The sequence below is a fragment of the Citrobacter sp. CK202 genome (assembly GCF_030333225.1).
Taxonomy (GTDB): Bacteria; Pseudomonadota; Gammaproteobacteria; order Enterobacterales; family Enterobacteriaceae; genus Citrobacter_B; species Citrobacter_B koseri.
The window spans coordinates 218,683-233,071 of record NZ_JAOWGI010000028.1 but is presented as its reverse complement, the minus strand read 5'-3'; the positions used below and the strand labels follow the sequence as shown (position 1 = coordinate 233,071).

The window sequence follows — 14,389 nt, the reverse complement described above, 5'->3', positions numbered from 1 at the left end:
CTAATCATGCGAACAAAAAAGCATCAGACGTTGAAAAATTCAGCAGAGTCTTCTTTACTGCAAAGAAAATAAGCCAGCATCCGCTGGCTTATGGAAAGCTAACCTTACGAACCACAATTAAGCGCAATTTTTGGCAATTAATCGTTCCGGCAGCACAAAGCTGAAGCGCGTCCCTTTACCCGGCGAACTGTCGATAATCAATCGACTCTCGTGATGATTCAGCGCATGTTTCACAATCGCCAGACCTAATCCGCTTCCCCCGGTTTGCCGCGACCGCGCTTTGTCCACACGGTAGAAACGCTCCGTCAGACGCGGAATATGCTCAGGCGCAATCCCCGGCCCGTTATCTTCCACGCTGAACTCCGCACCGTGGGTCACATGCTGCCAGCGCACGATAATATGCGTTCCCGCAGGCGTGTGATTCACCGCGTTATAGACCAGGTTCGAAATCGCGCTGCGCAACTGTTCTTCGTTGCCCAATACGCTCAGCCGGGCATCCACTTCAAACGTAAAGGTGTGTTTCTGCTGGCTGAGCGCCTGCGCCTCACGCTCAACAACGCGCAGCATCATCGGCACATCCACCCTTTCGTTCAACAGCAGCGCGGGCGCCGCCTCAATTTTCGACAGCGTCAGCAGTTGTTTCACCAGCCCTTCCATCCGGTGCGTTTGCTCACGCATCGTATGCAGCGCCTTCTCCCGCGTCGCGCCTTCCAGAGGCTGCTCCTGCATCATCTCCAGATAGCCCTGCAAGACGGTGAGCGGCGTGCGTAGTTCATGGCTGACGTTCGCGAAGAAATTGCGCCGCGCGCCTTCAAGCTGGTGCATCTGCGTCACGTCGCGCGCGACCATCAACAGTTGCTGATCGGTATAAGGCATCACGCGGATCTCCAGATGCCGCCCGGTGTTGAGCACCAGATTGAGCGGCCGGATAAAATCGCGTGTTTTGAGATACTGCGTAAATTCCGGGTAGCGCAGCAGGTTCAGAATGTTTTGCCCGTTGTCGTCCGGCCAGCGCAGCCCAAGCACCTGTTGCGCCAGCCCGTTACACCAGAAAATCCCGCCGTCTTCGGTTGTCAGCACCACCGCGTCGGGGAGGGATTCCGCCCCGCTGCGAAAGCGCTTAATCAGGTTTCCCAGTTCGCGACGCCGCTTTTTATTACGCAACTGCATCTGGTGCAGACCGTACAGCAGCGGCTCCCAGCTCCCGCGTCCCGGCGGCGGCGTCATACTCATATCGACCCACAGCCACCAGGAGAGGCGCAATAAATTCCAGAAATGCCAGATCAGCAATCCCGTTACCGACGCCAGTAAAAACCAGGGCAGATAACCAAAAAAAGCACTGAGGATAAAAGCGGGGATGCAGCAGAGGATCAGCTCCAGCACCAGCCTTTTCCATGACAGCCGTTCCAGCACGCGTCACACTCCCTTCAGAATAGTAAACCCGCCCGCCACACCGAGATGCCGGTCTGGCGGCAAGGTATTAAAAACGGGTCGAAAAGCGATACCCGGTTCCGCGTACCGTTTGCACCATACGATCGTGACCGCTGTGCTCCAGCGCTTTACGCAAACGACGAATATGTACATCGACCGTACGGTCTTCAACATACACATTCGTTCCCCAGACATGGTTGAGGAGCTGCTCGCGACTGTAGACGCGCTCAGGGTGCGTCATAAAGAAGTGTAACAATTTAAATTCGGTCGGCCCCATATCGAGCGGATTTTCCCCGGTCATCACGCGGTGCGAGGTTGGATCGAGGCTAAGCCCCTGCATCTCAATCACCTCTTCTACCGCCATCGGCGAAATGCGGCGCATCACAGCTTTGATACGCGCCACCAGCTCTTTAGGGGAAAACGGCTTGGTGACATAGTCATCCGCCCCGGTTTCCAGCCCGCGCACGCGGTCTTCCTCTTCTCCTCTTGCCGTCAGCATAACCACAGGGATATCCCGGGTCATCGCTTCACGCTTGAGGTGTTTAATAAACTGAAGGCCCGACCCGCCGGGCAACATCCAGTCAAGGAGGATTAAATCCGGCCAGGGTTCATTCAGTTGGTTCACAGCACTGTCATAATCTTCGGCTTCTACTGGCTGAAAGCCATTTTGCTCGAGCACGAAGCAGACCATTTCACGAATTGGAGCTTCATCTTCTACGACCAGAATACGTCTCGCCATGATTTGCCCTGTTTAAATAAGTCGTTGTCATCAATGCGGCGCCATTATGCGTCAGATTTATGACAGATTTATGAAAAAGATAGTCGACATTCGGCTCAGGTTATTGATTTATGACAGTCACGAAACAAGATATTACCGTTCCCGACGGGTTATAATCCTGCCCACGCTTTTTCGTCATGGAACCGTTATGCGCATCCTTCACACCTCTGACTGGCATCTGGGACAAAACTTCTACAGCAAAAGCCGCGCCGCCGAGCACCAGGCATTTCTCGACTGGCTGCTGGAAACCGCGCAATCTCATCAGGTGGATGCGATTATTGTCGCGGGTGACATTTTTGATACAGGATCGCCGCCAAGCTATGCCCGCGAGTTGTATAACCGGTTTGTTGTCAATTTACAGCAAACCGGCTGTCATCTGGTGGTGCTGGCCGGAAACCATGACTCCGTCGCCACGCTCAACGAATCCCGCGATATTCTGGCGTTTCTCAACACCACCGTGGTCGCCAGCGCAGGCCACGCGCCGCAGTACCTTTACCGTCGCGACGGCACGCCGGGCGCCGTGCTTTGCCCGATTCCGTTTTTACGCCCGCGCGACATCATCACCAGCCAGGCGGGGCTTTCGGGCAATGAAAAACAGCAGCATCTGCTCGGGGCGATCACGGATTACTACCAACAACAGTATCAGGAAGCCTGTAAGCTGCGCGGCGACGGCGATCAAACTCTGCCGGTTATCGCCACCGGGCACCTGACCACCGTCGGCGCCAGTAAAAGTGACGCGGTACGTGACATCTATATCGGCACGCTGGATGCTTTCCCAGCGCAAAACTTCCCTCCTGCCGATTATATCGCTCTGGGACACATTCACCGGGCGCAGATCATTGGCGGCACGGAACACATCCGCTACTGCGGCTCTCCGATCGCGCTGAGCTTTGATGAGTGCGGCAAAAGCAAATGCGTCCATCTGGTCAGTTTTGCAAACGGCAAATTACATCAAGTAGAGAACCTCGCCGTTCCCGTCACTCAACCGCTGGCGGTGCTGAAAGGCGATCTGGCCTCCATCACCGAACAACTTGAGCAATGGCGCGATGTTCACCAGGAGCCTCCCGTCTGGCTGGATATTGAAATCACCACCGACGAATACCTTCACGATATGCAGCGCAAAATTCAGGCATTAACGGAGTCGCTGCCCGTTGAGGTTTTACTGGTGCGCCGCAGTCGGGAAAATCGCGAACGCATTATGGCTAACGAACGACGTGAAACCCTGAGCGAACTGCGCGTGGAAGACGTTTTTACCCGCCGTCTGGCGCTGGAAGAGCTGGATGAGCCCCAGCGTGAACGTCTGACGCAGCTTTTTACCACCACCCTACATTCGCTGGCCGGGGAGCATGACGCATGAAGATTCTCAGTCTGCGCTTGAAAAACCTCAACTCCCTGAAGGGAGAATGGAAAGTCGATTTCACGGCAGAACCTTTTGCCAGCAACGGGCTGTTTGCCATCACCGGGCCGACCGGCGCGGGGAAAACCACGCTGCTCGACGCCATCTGTCTTGCGCTCTATCACGAGACGCCGCGCCTGAGCACCGTTTCGCAATCGCAAAACGATCTGATGACCCGCGATACGGCCGAATGCCTCGCCGAAGTGGAGTTCGAGGTTAAAGGCGAGTCTTACCGCGCTTTCTGGAGCCAGAACCGCGCCCGCAATCAGCCGGACGGAAACCTGCAAGTGCCGCGTGTGGAGCTGGCGCGCTGCGCCGACGGAAAAATCCTCGCCGATAAGGTCAAAGATAAGCTGGAGATGACGGCATCGCTCACCGGGCTGGATTACGGACGCTTTACCCGCTCCATGCTGCTGTCGCAGGGGCAGTTCGCTGCGTTTCTCAATGCGAAGCCGAAAGAGCGCGCCGAGCTTCTGGAAGAGCTGACCGGAACCGAAATCTACGGGCAGATCTCCGCGCTGGTGTTTGAAAAGCACAAGACCGCCCGCACCGACCTGGAAAAGCTTCAGGCGCAGGCCAGCGGCGTCTCGCTGTTAGCGCCGGAGCAGCAGCATTCCCTCAATGAAAGTTTGCAGGCGCTCACTGACGAAGAAAAACAGCTGCTCGCCCGCCAGCAGCTTCACCAGCAACATCTGCACTGGCTGACCCGTCAGAATGAGTTGCAGGCTGAAATGAATCGCCGCCAGCAGGCGCTGCGGGTCGCCCAGGAAGAACAGGAAAACGCGCAGCCGCAGCTGGCCGCGCTGAAGCTGGCGCATCCTGCCCGGCAGTTACGCCCACACTGGGAACGCATTGAGGAACAAACCGCTGCCGCCGGGCGCACACGCCAGCAAATTCAGGAAGTAAATACTCGCTTACAAAGCGTATTACACCTGCGCAGCCGCATTCGACACAGCGCTCAACAACAATCCGCCGAACTGCGCGCCACCATGCAGACGCTGACCGGGTGGCTCACCGAACATGAACGCTTCCGCTTGTGGAGCAGTGAACTGGCAGGCTGGCGTGCGCTGTTTGCTCAACAGTCCAGCGATAAAGCGCAGTTGCTTAAATGGCAGCAGCAGTGTGCAAGCGATATCCGCAAGCGTGACGCGCTTCCACCGAATCCTCTGACGCTTACGCCAGAAGAGGCTACGGCAGCGCTGGCGCAGCATACGCAGCAGCAGCCGCTGCGTCAGCGTCTCGCCAGCCTGCATGGGCAGATAGCGCCTAAGCAAAAACGACGGGAACAACTGCAAACTGCGATCCAGAATAGTCAGCAGGAGTTGGCCCGACGCAATGCGGCACTGGAGGATAAGCGACAGAAATATAAAGAAAAAAATCAGCAGTTCATGGATGTGAAAACGATTTGCGAGCAGGAGGCGCGCATCAAAGATCTGGAAAGCCAGCGAGCGCTGCTGCAATCCGGCCAGCCATGCCCGCTCTGCGGATCGACCTCGCATCCGGCGATTGCATCCTATCAGGCACTCGAACCCGGCGTGAATCAGGCGCGGCGCGATGCACTGGAAAAAGAGGTCAAGACGCTGGCGGAAGAAGGCGCCGCCTTACGCGGGCAACTGGAAACATTAACGCAGCAGCTACACCGCGACGAAAGCGAAGCGCAGGCACTGGTAAAAGAGGAGCAAGCGCTCACTCAAGAATGGCAGACGCTGTGTGACGCGCTGAAAGTTACGCTGCACCCTCAGGACGATATTTCACCGTGGCTGACCGCCCGGCAGGACTATGAACAACAGCTGTATCAGCTCAGCCAGCGCCATATGTTGCAGGCGCAGATCGCCGCCCATACCGGGCAGGTTACGCAATTTCAGCAGCAAATCGACCAGCGTCAAACTACGCTGCTGTCTGAACTGCGCCGCTACGGGTTATCCCTGCCCGCCGACGGAGAAGAAGCGTCGTGGTTAAACGCCCGCGCGGATGATGCGCAAACATGGCAACAGCGCCAGACGGAACTGGGTGAGCTACAAACGCGCATCGCGCAGTTGACTCCCCTGCTGGAGACACTACCGGAAACAGATATTCTCCCGGAGAGCGATGAGCGCGTGGCGCTGGATAACTGGCGGCAGGTACATGATGATTGCGTTTCGCTACAGAGCCAGTGGCAGACCTTGCAGCAGCAGGAAGCGCAGGAAATGCAGCGGGTAGCACAGGCGCAGGCGCACTTTGAGGCCGCGCTCAAGGCCAGCGTATTTGACGATCGCGCCGCCTTCCTTGCCGCGCTACTGGATGATGAGGCCATCGCCCGCCTCGAACAACATCGCCAGGCGCTGGAAAACCAGTTACAGCAGGCGCAGGCCTTAGCCGCTCAGGCGAACCAGGCGCTGGCAGAACATCAACAACATCCGCCCGAGGGGCTGGATCTCACGCTCACACCTGAACACATTCAGCAGGCCGTGACGCAATTAACCGGACAACTGCGGGACAATACGACGCGTCAGGGGGAGATCCGCCAGCAACTCAAACAGGATGCGGATAACCGCCAACAGCAGCAGTCTCTGATGCTGGAGATTGAAAACGCCTCGCAGCAGGTGGAGGACTGGGGTTATCTGAACGCGTTAATCGGCTCTAAAGAGGGCGATAAATTCCGCAAATTTGCTCAGGGACTGACGCTGGATAACCTGGTCTGGCTGGCGAACAATCAGCTGACTCGCCTGCATGGTCGTTACCTGCTCCAGCGCAAGGCCAGCGAAGCGCTGGAACTGGAGGTGGTCGATACCTGGCAAGCGGATGCCGTTCGCGATACCCGCACGCTGTCGGGCGGCGAAAGTTTCCTGGTCAGTCTGGCGCTGGCGCTGGCGTTGTCCGATCTGGTCAGCCACAAAACGCGCATCGACTCCCTGTTCCTTGATGAAGGGTTCGGCACGCTGGACAGCGAAACGCTGGATACCGCGCTGGATGCCCTGGACGCGCTGAATGCCACCGGTAAGACGATTGGCGTAATAAGCCATGTGGAAGCGATGAAAGAACGCATTCCTGTGCAAATTAAGGTGAAGAAAATCAATGGGCTGGGTTACAGCAAACTGGATAAGATGTTTGCTGTGGAATGACGGTTGTTTTGCCGGATGGCGGCGTAACCGCCTTATCCGGCCTACAGAGAGCACATTGTAGGCCCGGTAAGCGTAGCGCCACCGGGCATTATACCGGATGGCGGCGTAACCGCCTTATCCGGCCTACAGGAAGCACATTGTAGGCCCGGTAAGCATAGCTCCACCGGGCACTATGCCGGATGGCGGCGTAACCGCCTTATCCGGCCTACAGGGAGCACGTTGTAGACCCGGTAAGCGTAGCGCCACCGGGCACTATGCCGGATGGCGGCGTAACCGCCTTGTCCGGCCTACAGGGAGCATTTTGTAGGCCCGGTAAGCGTAGCGCCACCGGGCATTACGCCGGATGGCTGCGTCACCGCCTTATCCGGCCTACAGGGAGCATTTTGTAGGCCCGGTAAGCGTAGCGCCACCGGGCATTATGCCTTATCCGGCAAAAAACGATTACTCCTGCGACCACAACCATGCCGCGCCGCGAACGCCACTGGAATCGCCATGTAACGCCTTACGGACCGGCGTTTCGCATTCGCCGCCAAAAACAAACGGTTTAATCAACGATGGCACGGTGTTGTACAACCGGTCGACATTGCTCATCCCGCCGCCTAACACGATAACGTCCGGGTCGAGGATGTTGACCACATGGGCTAACGATTTCGCCAGGCGCAGTTCATAACGGCTAAGCGCCCGTTCCGCCAGCGCGTCCTGCTCGTTAACCAGACGGATAATGTCATTCCCTTTCAGCGGATGACCACTCAGACGATGGTAATCCGTGGCAAACCCGGTTCCTGAGATAAAGGTTTCAATGCAGCCTTGTTTGCCACAGTAGCAGGGCACTTCTTCACGGTAGCGCAGTTCATCTTCATCCATCCACGGCAAGGGATTGTGCCCCCACTCGCCTGCCGTACCGTTGCCGCCGGTATGCGCCCGACCGTTCAGCGCCACGCCAGCCCCGCACCCGGTGCCGATGATCACCGCAAAAACGGTCTGCGCTCCGGCCGCTGCGCCATCCACCGCTTCGGACACCGCCAGACAGTTGGCGTCGTTCGCCAGGCGCACTTCCCGCTGCAAACGCGCGCTCAAATCTTTATCGAACGGCTGACCGTTAAGCCAGGTTGAGTTGGCGTTCTTTACCACGCCGGTATAAGGCGAGATCGAACCTGGAATACCCATCCCTACCGTACCCGTCTGGCCCGTCGCCTTTTCCGCCATCTCGACCAGCGAAGCGATGGTCTCTATCGTTTGTCGATAATCATCCCGCGGCGTAGGCAGACGATGGCGAAACAGCTGTTCCCCCGCATCGCCGAGCGCAATCACTTCCGTTTTCGTGCCGCCTAAATCGATACCTATACGCACACATCGCTCCTCATTTTTAGGGAATATCAACAGAGTAGAGGCGGGTGTTCTGGTTGGCAATGCAAGCCCGCCGACAATTCGTTATTATACCCGCTGGATTTAACGACAAGGCCGTGGAAATTATCATGCTGTGGTTCAAAAATTTAATGGTTTACCGTCTTAGCCGCGATATTTCGTTGCGCGCCGAGGAGATGGAAAAACAGCTAGCCTCGATGACGTTTACCCCTTGCGGCAGCCAGGATATGGCAAAAATGGGCTGGGTTCCGCCAATGGGCTCGCACAGCGATGCGTTAACGCATACCGCCAATGGCCAAATTATTATCTGCGCGCGTAAAGAAGAGAAGATTCTGCCGTCGCCGGTAATCAAGCAAGCGCTGGAAGCGAAAATCGCCAAACTGGAAGCTGACCAGGGGCGCAAGCTGAAAAAAACGGAAAAAGACTCGCTGAAAGATGAAGTGCTGCACTCACTGTTGCCGCGCGCCTTTAGCCGTTTTAGTCAGACAATGATGTGGATCGACACCGTTAACGGTCTGATCATGGTCGATTGCGCAAGCGCTAAAAAAGCGGAAGATACGCTGGCGCTGCTGCGTAAAAGCCTCGGCTCGCTGCCGGTGGTTCCGCTGGCGCTGGAAAATCCTATCGAGCTGACGCTCACCGAATGGGTGCGTTCCGGTACGGTGGCGCAGGGATTCCAGTTGCTGGACGAAGCAGAGCTGAAAGCAATGCTGGAAGATGGCGGCGTGATCCGCGCGAAGAAACAGGATCTGGTCAGCGACGAGATCGCCGTGCACATTGAAGCGGGTAAAGTGGTCACGAAACTGGCGCTCGACTGGCAGCAGCGCATTCAGTTTTTGATCTGCGATGACGGTTCGATCAAACGCCTGAAGTTCAGCGATGAACTGCGCGATCAAAACGAAGATATCGATCGCGAAGACTACGCTCAGCGTTTTGATGCCGATTTCATTCTGATGACGGGTGAGTTGGCGGCGTTAATTCAAAGCCTGGTTGAAGGTCTGGGCGGCGAAGCGCAACGCTAAGTGAATATTCCCTCTCCGCCAGGAGAGGGAAGCGCCATTATAAATAGCGGCAAAGATAGGACGTCGGTTCAGCCACCTGCAAATGGAACTCACTTTGGCCAGGGACGTTAAACACCTCGCCCGCTGCGTAGACTTTCCACTCGGTTTCCCCCGGAAGCAGTACGTTCAACGCGCCACTGACCACCGTCATCTCCTCCGGCGCGGCAGTGCTAAAGGCATATTCGCCTTCCGCCATCACGCCGACACTGGCGCGACCAGTACTGCTGCTGGTAAAGCCGATCGATTTCACTTTGCCGGAAAAGTATTCGTTACTTTGTAGCATAAACTGGCCCTTTCTCATGGTTACGTTAAGCACCAATATAGGGTCGCGACCTTCTGCCTGTCACGCAAAATTAACCGAGTAATTCCGAAGCCAGCCGTGCAATCAAGACATTAGAGAGCAAGACCGGAACATCCAGCGCTCTTTGCAATAAATCACGATGACGCTGATTAAATCCAATGGAATCCAGCATGATCACATCCGCGCCCTGTTCCAGCAAATCTTTACCGGCATCAATCAGTTGTTGTTCCGATCCCTGCACGGGATTCGCCAAAGAAAAGACCGGAGGACGTTGTAAGACCTGCCATTTTCTCGCCTGCACATCCAGTAACTCTTCAACCGGCACAATCACGCCCACCTGATGGCCATCAACAATCGACGCCACTAACGGCGGGATAATACGCAACGGCTCCAGCAGGATCGTGTTACGCGCGGTCATACTGTTAATCGCGGCGGTATTCATCAATAAAATGACATCGTAGCCCTGGTTATCCAGCACTTCGATAATACTTTGCAGGTCGCGCTCTACTTTCTGGCGCGAAACATGGACGATTTGGTTATCACTGAGCAACGTTAATAGCGGATCGTCTCCGGCCTCAACGGCGTACTCCGCCAACACCTCTTCACGGCTGATCTCACCCAACAGACTATGATGGGTAATATGTTGCTCATCGATATACTCCGTCAGAAGCGGCAGCACTTCGCTCATTGGCACAACGCCGATCGTGAGGATAGCCAACGACGCACTCATTTTCTGTTCCACCTTCTTTTTACTTCGTCGTTAATTCCCGGGTAAATGCCTGAACACTTACCTGCCCTGCGCTACAAATGCAGAAAAGCGTAGCAGGAGATCGGCAATGCATTGTGTAAAGATTCCAAATCACTCCAGTAGTATATTGTTATCGCTTAATTTTCAGTTTTAGCAGAATGCGGCAATGAGTGAAAAGTGTGATGCAAGTACGTTGTGACGTGACTCAGGCGCCTTGCCGGGCGTTCCACACGTCAGGATTTATCAGCTTTTATCGGGATCTTCATAGCGCGTTTTGGCATCCATCGCTTCCTGCGCGGAAGGATGCTCGCTGATCAGTGCGTTAGGTTCGGGATAGTCGGCGCGGAGCTGATACCAGGTCACCGTCTGACCTGGCGTTCCTTTCTCAACGGTGACGATATACGCTTCCCGGGGATAAGGCGGTTTTGTTGGCATAGTTCTTCCTTTTTACTGGATGAACTTTAATTATAGACGCCGCCCTGCAATCGTTGCGCCGCCTGCGACAACGCCGCAAGAATTTCAGAAACAACCTGGTCAGGGGCATGGCTCGCATCGATGATGTAATGCGCGGCTTCACGATACAGCGCGTCGCGCTGCTCAAGCACTTCCTGCACCTCTTCACTTAAGGGCTTGCCGGTTAGCGTCGGGCGCAGTCCCTCTTCTGGCGCGGCCTCCAGCCGGTTCACCAGCGTGGACACTGGCGCGCTTAAATAAATCACAATGCCATTTTCGCGCATATAGCGACGATTGTATTCGGTGAGGATGATCCCTCCCCCCGTCGCAACCACCGTTGACGGCGCGGTAACCGCCTTCAGCGCTGCTGTTTCTCTGGCGCGAAAGCTGTCCCACCCTTCCCGGTCAACAATTTCCGCAACCGTCATCTGGACGTGCGATTGCAACCACCGATCGGTATCGACAAACTGGAAATCCACTGCCTGCGCAAGCGCCATACCGGTTGTTGTTTTACCACAGCCGCGAGGGCCAACAAGAAAGAGAGGTTGCGTCATAGCGGGCTTTCCCCAGAGAGCCGCAAAGGTGCGGGATCTGATGTCATCAAAGTAATAATCATACCACCAAACTAGTACATCGTTAAATGTAAATAAATCATTCCACAAAAACCGTGAAAGTTTGTACGCGCTTACTATAACAAGAAATCATCAGCAGCAAAGTGTAAAAATAACATTACATTTAGCGCGTTCTGCGCTGGACTTCCAGCCACCACTTATCCAGCTCGGCGGCGAAATGCTGGCGATCGCGCGGAGAAAGGCTGTCCGGCCCGCCCGTCTGAATCCCGCTGGCGCGCAGGGTATCCATAAAGTCACGCATTGTCAGGCGTTCGCGGATCGTTGACTCCGTATAGCGTTCGCCGCGTGGATTCAGCGCCGCCGCCCCTTTTTCCAGCACTTCAGAGGCCAGCGGGATATCCGCCGTAATGACCAAATCTCCGGCTTCGCACTGACGCACAATCTCGTTGTCAGCGACATCAAATCCGGCGGGTACGCGCAGTGTACGGATAAAACGCGAAGGCGGTACGCGTAAATTCTGGTTCGCCACCAGAATAAGCGGCATCTGCATACGTTCAGACGCACGGTACAGAATCTCTTTAATCACATTTGGACACGCATCCGCATCCACCCATATTGTCATAACCGCTCCAGGCTCATGTGCAATCGTCTATTGTCTCGTGCTTTTGTCTTCCGTCAAAGTGCTGTTTCTCCTTCATGAGACTTTCAATCCACGTTAAGCTAATAACCCCAACTAAAAATACGCATAGGGAGTGACGAAATGGAGAAGAAAATCGGTTTTATCGGTTGCGGTAATATGGGAAAAGCCATTCTGGGCGGCCTGATTGCCAGCGGTCAGGTTCTCCCCGGGCAAATCTGGGTCTATACCCCGTCCCCGGATAACGTCGCCGCGCTGCACGATCGGTACGGCATCAATGCGGCGCAGAGTGCGCAGGACGTCGCGCAGGTTGCGGATATCGTTTTCGGCGCCGTGAAGCCGGGCATCATGATTAAAGTGCTGAGCGAAATCAGCTCCAGCCTGAATAAGGACTCATTAGTCGTCTCTATCGCTGCGGGGGTCACGCTCGATCAGCTGGCGCGCGCGCTGGGGCACGATCGCAAAATTGTTCGCGCGATGCCAAACACGCCGTCTTTAGTCAACGCGGGCATGACCTCCATAACGCCAAATGCGCTGGTCACGCCGGAAGATACCGCTGACGTGCTGAACATTTTCCGCTGCTTTGGCGAAGCGGAAGTGATTGCCGAGTCGATGATCCACCCCGTCGTTGGGGTCAGCGGTTCCGCTCCGGCTTATGTCTTCATGTTTATTGAGGCGATGGCCGATGCCGCGGTGCTGGGCGGAATGCCTCGCGCGCAGGCCTATAAATTCGCCGCGCAGGCCGTAATGGGCTCCGCCAAAATGGTGCTCGAAACGGGTAAACATCCGGGTGAACTGAAAGATATGGTGTGCTCGCCTGGCGGGACGACCATTGAAGCCGTTCGGGTGCTGGAGGAACGAGGGTTCCGGGCGTCGATTATTGAAGCGATGGCGAAGTGTATGGAAAAATCAGAGAAACTCAGTAAATCCTGAGCCAGTTGCCGGACGTCAGGCCGCCACTTCGGTACGGTTACGTCCGGCGTTCTTTGCTTTATAAAGCGCCATATCCGCCGATTTCAGCCATTCCCGGTAGTGTCCGATTTGCGTGGTCAATGGCGCAACGCCCACGCTGATGCGCAAAATAACCTGTGGCGCGCACGGCAGGCGTAACGCGTTTAATCGCTCATGAACCCGCGACATCGCGGCAATCGCGTTATCCGCTGGCGTACCGCACATGATCACCGCAAACTCGTCGCCGCCAAAACGTCCTATCACATCGCTGCCGCGCAGCGTCATCTGTAACTGGCGCGTCAGGGCAATGATCGCCTCATCTCCGACATCGTGCCCCCAGGTATCGTTTATGCTCTTAAAGTGATCGATATCGATGATGAGCAACGTGGCGTCCCGGTGGTAGCGGCGACAGTTATCAAATTCATTACGCAACAATATTTCCCAGTGACGCCGGTTATAGACGCCGGTCATGCCATCCCGCATGCTCATCACCTGTAGCCTGCGTTTATGTTCCGCCAGTTTGGTCGCCGTCTGGTAACTCACCCAGGCAAACAGCAAGGGATAAATCACAATCACCGGCAGGGAGAACCACCACTCCAGCGGCGCGCTGCGAAAAGCCACGGTAATTCCGGTCAGCTGTAACGTCACCAGACATGACACAACCATTAACACCATACCGGCAATAAAGAGCCGCAGCCCTCCCGCGCCCATCAAATTCATACACATCATCATCAGCAGAGCCGTGGAGGGCAGCACGTTGACGCCCATCACCCCAACCCAGACGCCAGCAAGAATGGCGTCCGCCTTTAAGTTGTATATTTCCCGGCTTAAGGGATCGATGGCTTTACTCGCCAGCTGCCACGCCAGATGCGGCCAGACGAAAGACCAGCCGACCAGAAACAACCACCATCCTCCCGCAATCGGTTGTGAAGCCAGTACGGCGGCGATCGGGAGAAACATCCATCCCAGTCCTACCGCACGCGGCAGTCTCACCCGCCTGGCGAATCGCAGCCCGGAGCGTTGATGGTCATTTTGAGGAGAGTGAGGTGGCTCACTCTGTGCGACCGCTTTTTTGTAAAAGTTTTCATCATTCATTATTTTTTGGGAACATTCTGAAACAATTTTCCCAAATTATAGAGAGGGGGATTGTGAAGGAAGTATGAAATTTCGGGTGAGTGATTTTCTCAGCTCACCCGTTAGCACTATGCGGATTTTTTCAGGCAGGCACTCATAAACTTGCTGCGATCGTCGCCTTTCAGCGACTGATCCGTCGCCTGCTGGTTGCACTCACGCATTCTCTGTTGCTGCGGCGTCAGGCTTTTCTCACCAGGGGCGGATTTACTGTTTTTCAGGCAATCGCTCATGTAGGTCTTACGCGCATCCCCTTTTAACGCCTGCGCCGTCGCCTGCTGATTGCAGCTCGTCATACGCTGTTGTTGCGGGGTTAATGTCTTCTCGGCAGCGCCGACGGCGGTTAAAAAAACCAGCCCAAACAGCAGGGTAACCAGTAATGTTATTTTCATAGCACCATCCTTCTGTGAGTGTTGACACTACACGTCATCCTTCTGGTTACGTGCGCCGTAACCGAAGGAGGC

14 protein-coding genes are annotated in these 14,389 nt (G+C 55.6%); 4 read left to right on the top strand and 10 right to left on the bottom strand.

Going from position 1 to position 14,389, the window contains the following annotated elements; all coding sequences use genetic code 11:
* Positions 1-117: 117 nt before the first annotated feature.
* Both phoR and phoB read right to left on the bottom strand, forming a co-directional pair.
* The gene (gene phoR, locus OGX84_RS17190) at positions 118-1,413 is read right to left on the bottom strand and encodes a phosphate regulon sensor histidine kinase PhoR (RefSeq protein WP_275166832.1); all 1,296 of its coding nucleotides are present in this window, start codon (positions 1,411-1,413) and stop codon (positions 118-120) included.
* A 67-nt stretch (positions 1,414-1,480) separates the two neighbouring features.
* Positions 1,481-2,170: a phosphate response regulator transcription factor PhoB gene (gene phoB / locus OGX84_RS17185; protein WP_012133591.1), complete on the bottom strand. Its 690-nt coding sequence runs from the start codon at positions 2,168-2,170 to the stop codon at positions 1,481-1,483.
* 187 nt (positions 2,171-2,357) lie between these two features.
* On the opposite strand from phoB, the gene sbcD reads away from it, so the two are divergent.
* Positions 2,358-3,566, top strand: a complete 1,209-nt coding sequence (gene sbcD / locus OGX84_RS17180) for an exonuclease subunit SbcD (RefSeq protein WP_286458227.1) — start codon at positions 2,358-2,360, stop codon at positions 3,564-3,566.
* Positions 3,563-6,706 (top strand): exonuclease subunit SbcC, encoded by a 3,144-nt coding sequence (sbcC, locus tag OGX84_RS17175; protein ID WP_115615014.1) that lies wholly within the window; start codon positions 3,563-3,565, stop codon positions 6,704-6,706. The genes sbcD and sbcC overlap by 4 nt, the downstream gene beginning before the upstream one ends.
* 441 nt (positions 6,707-7,147) lie before the next feature.
* Here the strand turns inward: sbcC and mak are convergent, their stop codons facing one another.
* Positions 7,148-8,056 carry a fructokinase gene (mak, locus tag OGX84_RS17170; RefSeq protein ID WP_286458225.1) on the bottom strand — a complete coding sequence of 303 codons (909 nt, stop codon included), beginning with the start codon at positions 8,054-8,056 and terminating at the stop codon, positions 7,148-7,150.
* Positions 8,057-8,181: 125 nt separating this feature from the next.
* On the opposite strand from mak, the gene rdgC reads away from it, so the two are divergent.
* A complete protein-coding gene (rdgC, locus tag OGX84_RS17165; protein WP_024130604.1) occupies positions 8,182-9,093 on the top strand; it encodes a recombination-associated protein RdgC in 912 nt (303 codons plus the stop codon).
* 37 nt (positions 9,094-9,130) lie between these two features.
* On the opposite strand, the gene ppnP is transcribed toward rdgC, so the two are convergent.
* The 5 genes from ppnP to OGX84_RS17140 form a co-directional block, all read right to left on the bottom strand.
* Positions 9,131-9,415, bottom strand: a complete 285-nt coding sequence (gene ppnP / locus OGX84_RS17160) for a pyrimidine/purine nucleoside phosphorylase (RefSeq protein ID WP_024130605.1) — start codon at positions 9,413-9,415, stop codon at positions 9,131-9,133.
* Positions 9,416-9,485: 70 nt separating this feature from the next.
* Positions 9,486-10,163: an AroM family protein gene (locus OGX84_RS17155; RefSeq protein ID WP_012133600.1), complete on the bottom strand. Its 678-nt coding sequence runs from the start codon at positions 10,161-10,163 to the stop codon at positions 9,486-9,488.
* A 261-nt stretch (positions 10,164-10,424) separates the two neighbouring features.
* Positions 10,425-10,616 (bottom strand): protein YaiA, encoded by a 192-nt coding sequence (gene yaiA / locus OGX84_RS17150; protein WP_012133601.1) that lies wholly within the window; start codon positions 10,614-10,616, stop codon positions 10,425-10,427.
* A gap of 26 nt (positions 10,617-10,642) precedes the next feature.
* On the bottom strand, positions 10,643-11,188 hold the full coding sequence (aroL, locus tag OGX84_RS17145) for a shikimate kinase AroL (RefSeq protein WP_047458531.1): 546 nt from the start codon (positions 11,186-11,188) through the stop codon (positions 10,643-10,645).
* Positions 11,189-11,369: 181 nt separating this feature from the next.
* Positions 11,370-11,828 carry a YaiI/YqxD family protein gene (locus tag OGX84_RS17140; protein ID WP_012133603.1) on the bottom strand — a complete coding sequence of 153 codons (459 nt, stop codon included), beginning with the start codon at positions 11,826-11,828 and terminating at the stop codon, positions 11,370-11,372.
* 138 nt (positions 11,829-11,966) lie between these two features.
* On the opposite strand from OGX84_RS17140, the gene proC reads away from it, so the two are divergent.
* The gene (gene proC / locus OGX84_RS17135; protein WP_047458533.1) at positions 11,967-12,776 is read left to right on the top strand and encodes a pyrroline-5-carboxylate reductase; all 810 of its coding nucleotides are present in this window, start codon (positions 11,967-11,969) and stop codon (positions 12,774-12,776) included.
* Between the two features lie 15 nt (positions 12,777-12,791).
* On the opposite strand, the gene adrA is transcribed toward proC, so the two are convergent.
* Both adrA and psiF read right to left on the bottom strand, forming a co-directional pair.
* Positions 12,792-13,889 carry a diguanylate cyclase AdrA gene (gene adrA / locus OGX84_RS17130; RefSeq protein ID WP_012133605.1) on the bottom strand — a complete coding sequence of 366 codons (1,098 nt, stop codon included), beginning with the start codon at positions 13,887-13,889 and terminating at the stop codon, positions 12,792-12,794.
* Between the two features lie 107 nt (positions 13,890-13,996).
* On the bottom strand, positions 13,997-14,317 hold the full coding sequence (gene psiF / locus OGX84_RS17125; protein WP_012133606.1) for a phosphate starvation-inducible protein PsiF: 321 nt from the start codon (positions 14,315-14,317) through the stop codon (positions 13,997-13,999).
* Positions 14,318-14,389: the final 72 nt, after the last annotated feature.

Coding starts and splice junctions, on each gene's coding strand:
- phoB (WP_012133591.1), bottom strand. CDS start 2,170: ATGGCGAGACGTATTCTGGTCGTAGAAGATGAAGCTCCAATTCGTGAA.
- sbcD (WP_286458227.1), top strand. CDS start 2,358: ATGCGCATCCTTCACACCTCTGACTGGCATCTGGGACAAAACTTCTAC.
- sbcC (WP_115615014.1), top strand. CDS start 3,563: ATGAAGATTCTCAGTCTGCGCTTGAAAAACCTCAACTCCCTGAAGGGA.
- rdgC (WP_024130604.1), top strand. CDS start 8,182: ATGCTGTGGTTCAAAAATTTAATGGTTTACCGTCTTAGCCGCGATATT.
- ppnP (WP_024130605.1), bottom strand. CDS start 9,415: ATGCTACAAAGTAACGAATACTTTTCCGGCAAAGTGAAATCGATCGGC.
- OGX84_RS17155 (WP_012133600.1), bottom strand. CDS start 10,163: ATGAGTGCGTCGTTGGCTATCCTCACGATCGGCGTTGTGCCAATGAGC.
- yaiA (WP_012133601.1), bottom strand. CDS start 10,616: ATGCCAACAAAACCGCCTTATCCCCGGGAAGCGTATATCGTCACCGTT.
- aroL (WP_047458531.1), bottom strand. CDS start 11,188: ATGACGCAACCTCTCTTTCTTGTTGGCCCTCGCGGCTGTGGTAAAACA.
- OGX84_RS17140 (WP_012133603.1), bottom strand. CDS start 11,828: ATGACAATATGGGTGGATGCGGATGCGTGTCCAAATGTGATTAAAGAG.
- proC (WP_047458533.1), top strand. CDS start 11,967: ATGGAGAAGAAAATCGGTTTTATCGGTTGCGGTAATATGGGAAAAGCC.
- adrA (WP_012133605.1), bottom strand. CDS start 13,889: ATGAATGATGAAAACTTTTACAAAAAAGCGGTCGCACAGAGTGAGCCA.
- psiF (WP_012133606.1), bottom strand. CDS start 14,317: ATGAAAATAACATTACTGGTTACCCTGCTGTTTGGGCTGGTTTTTTTA.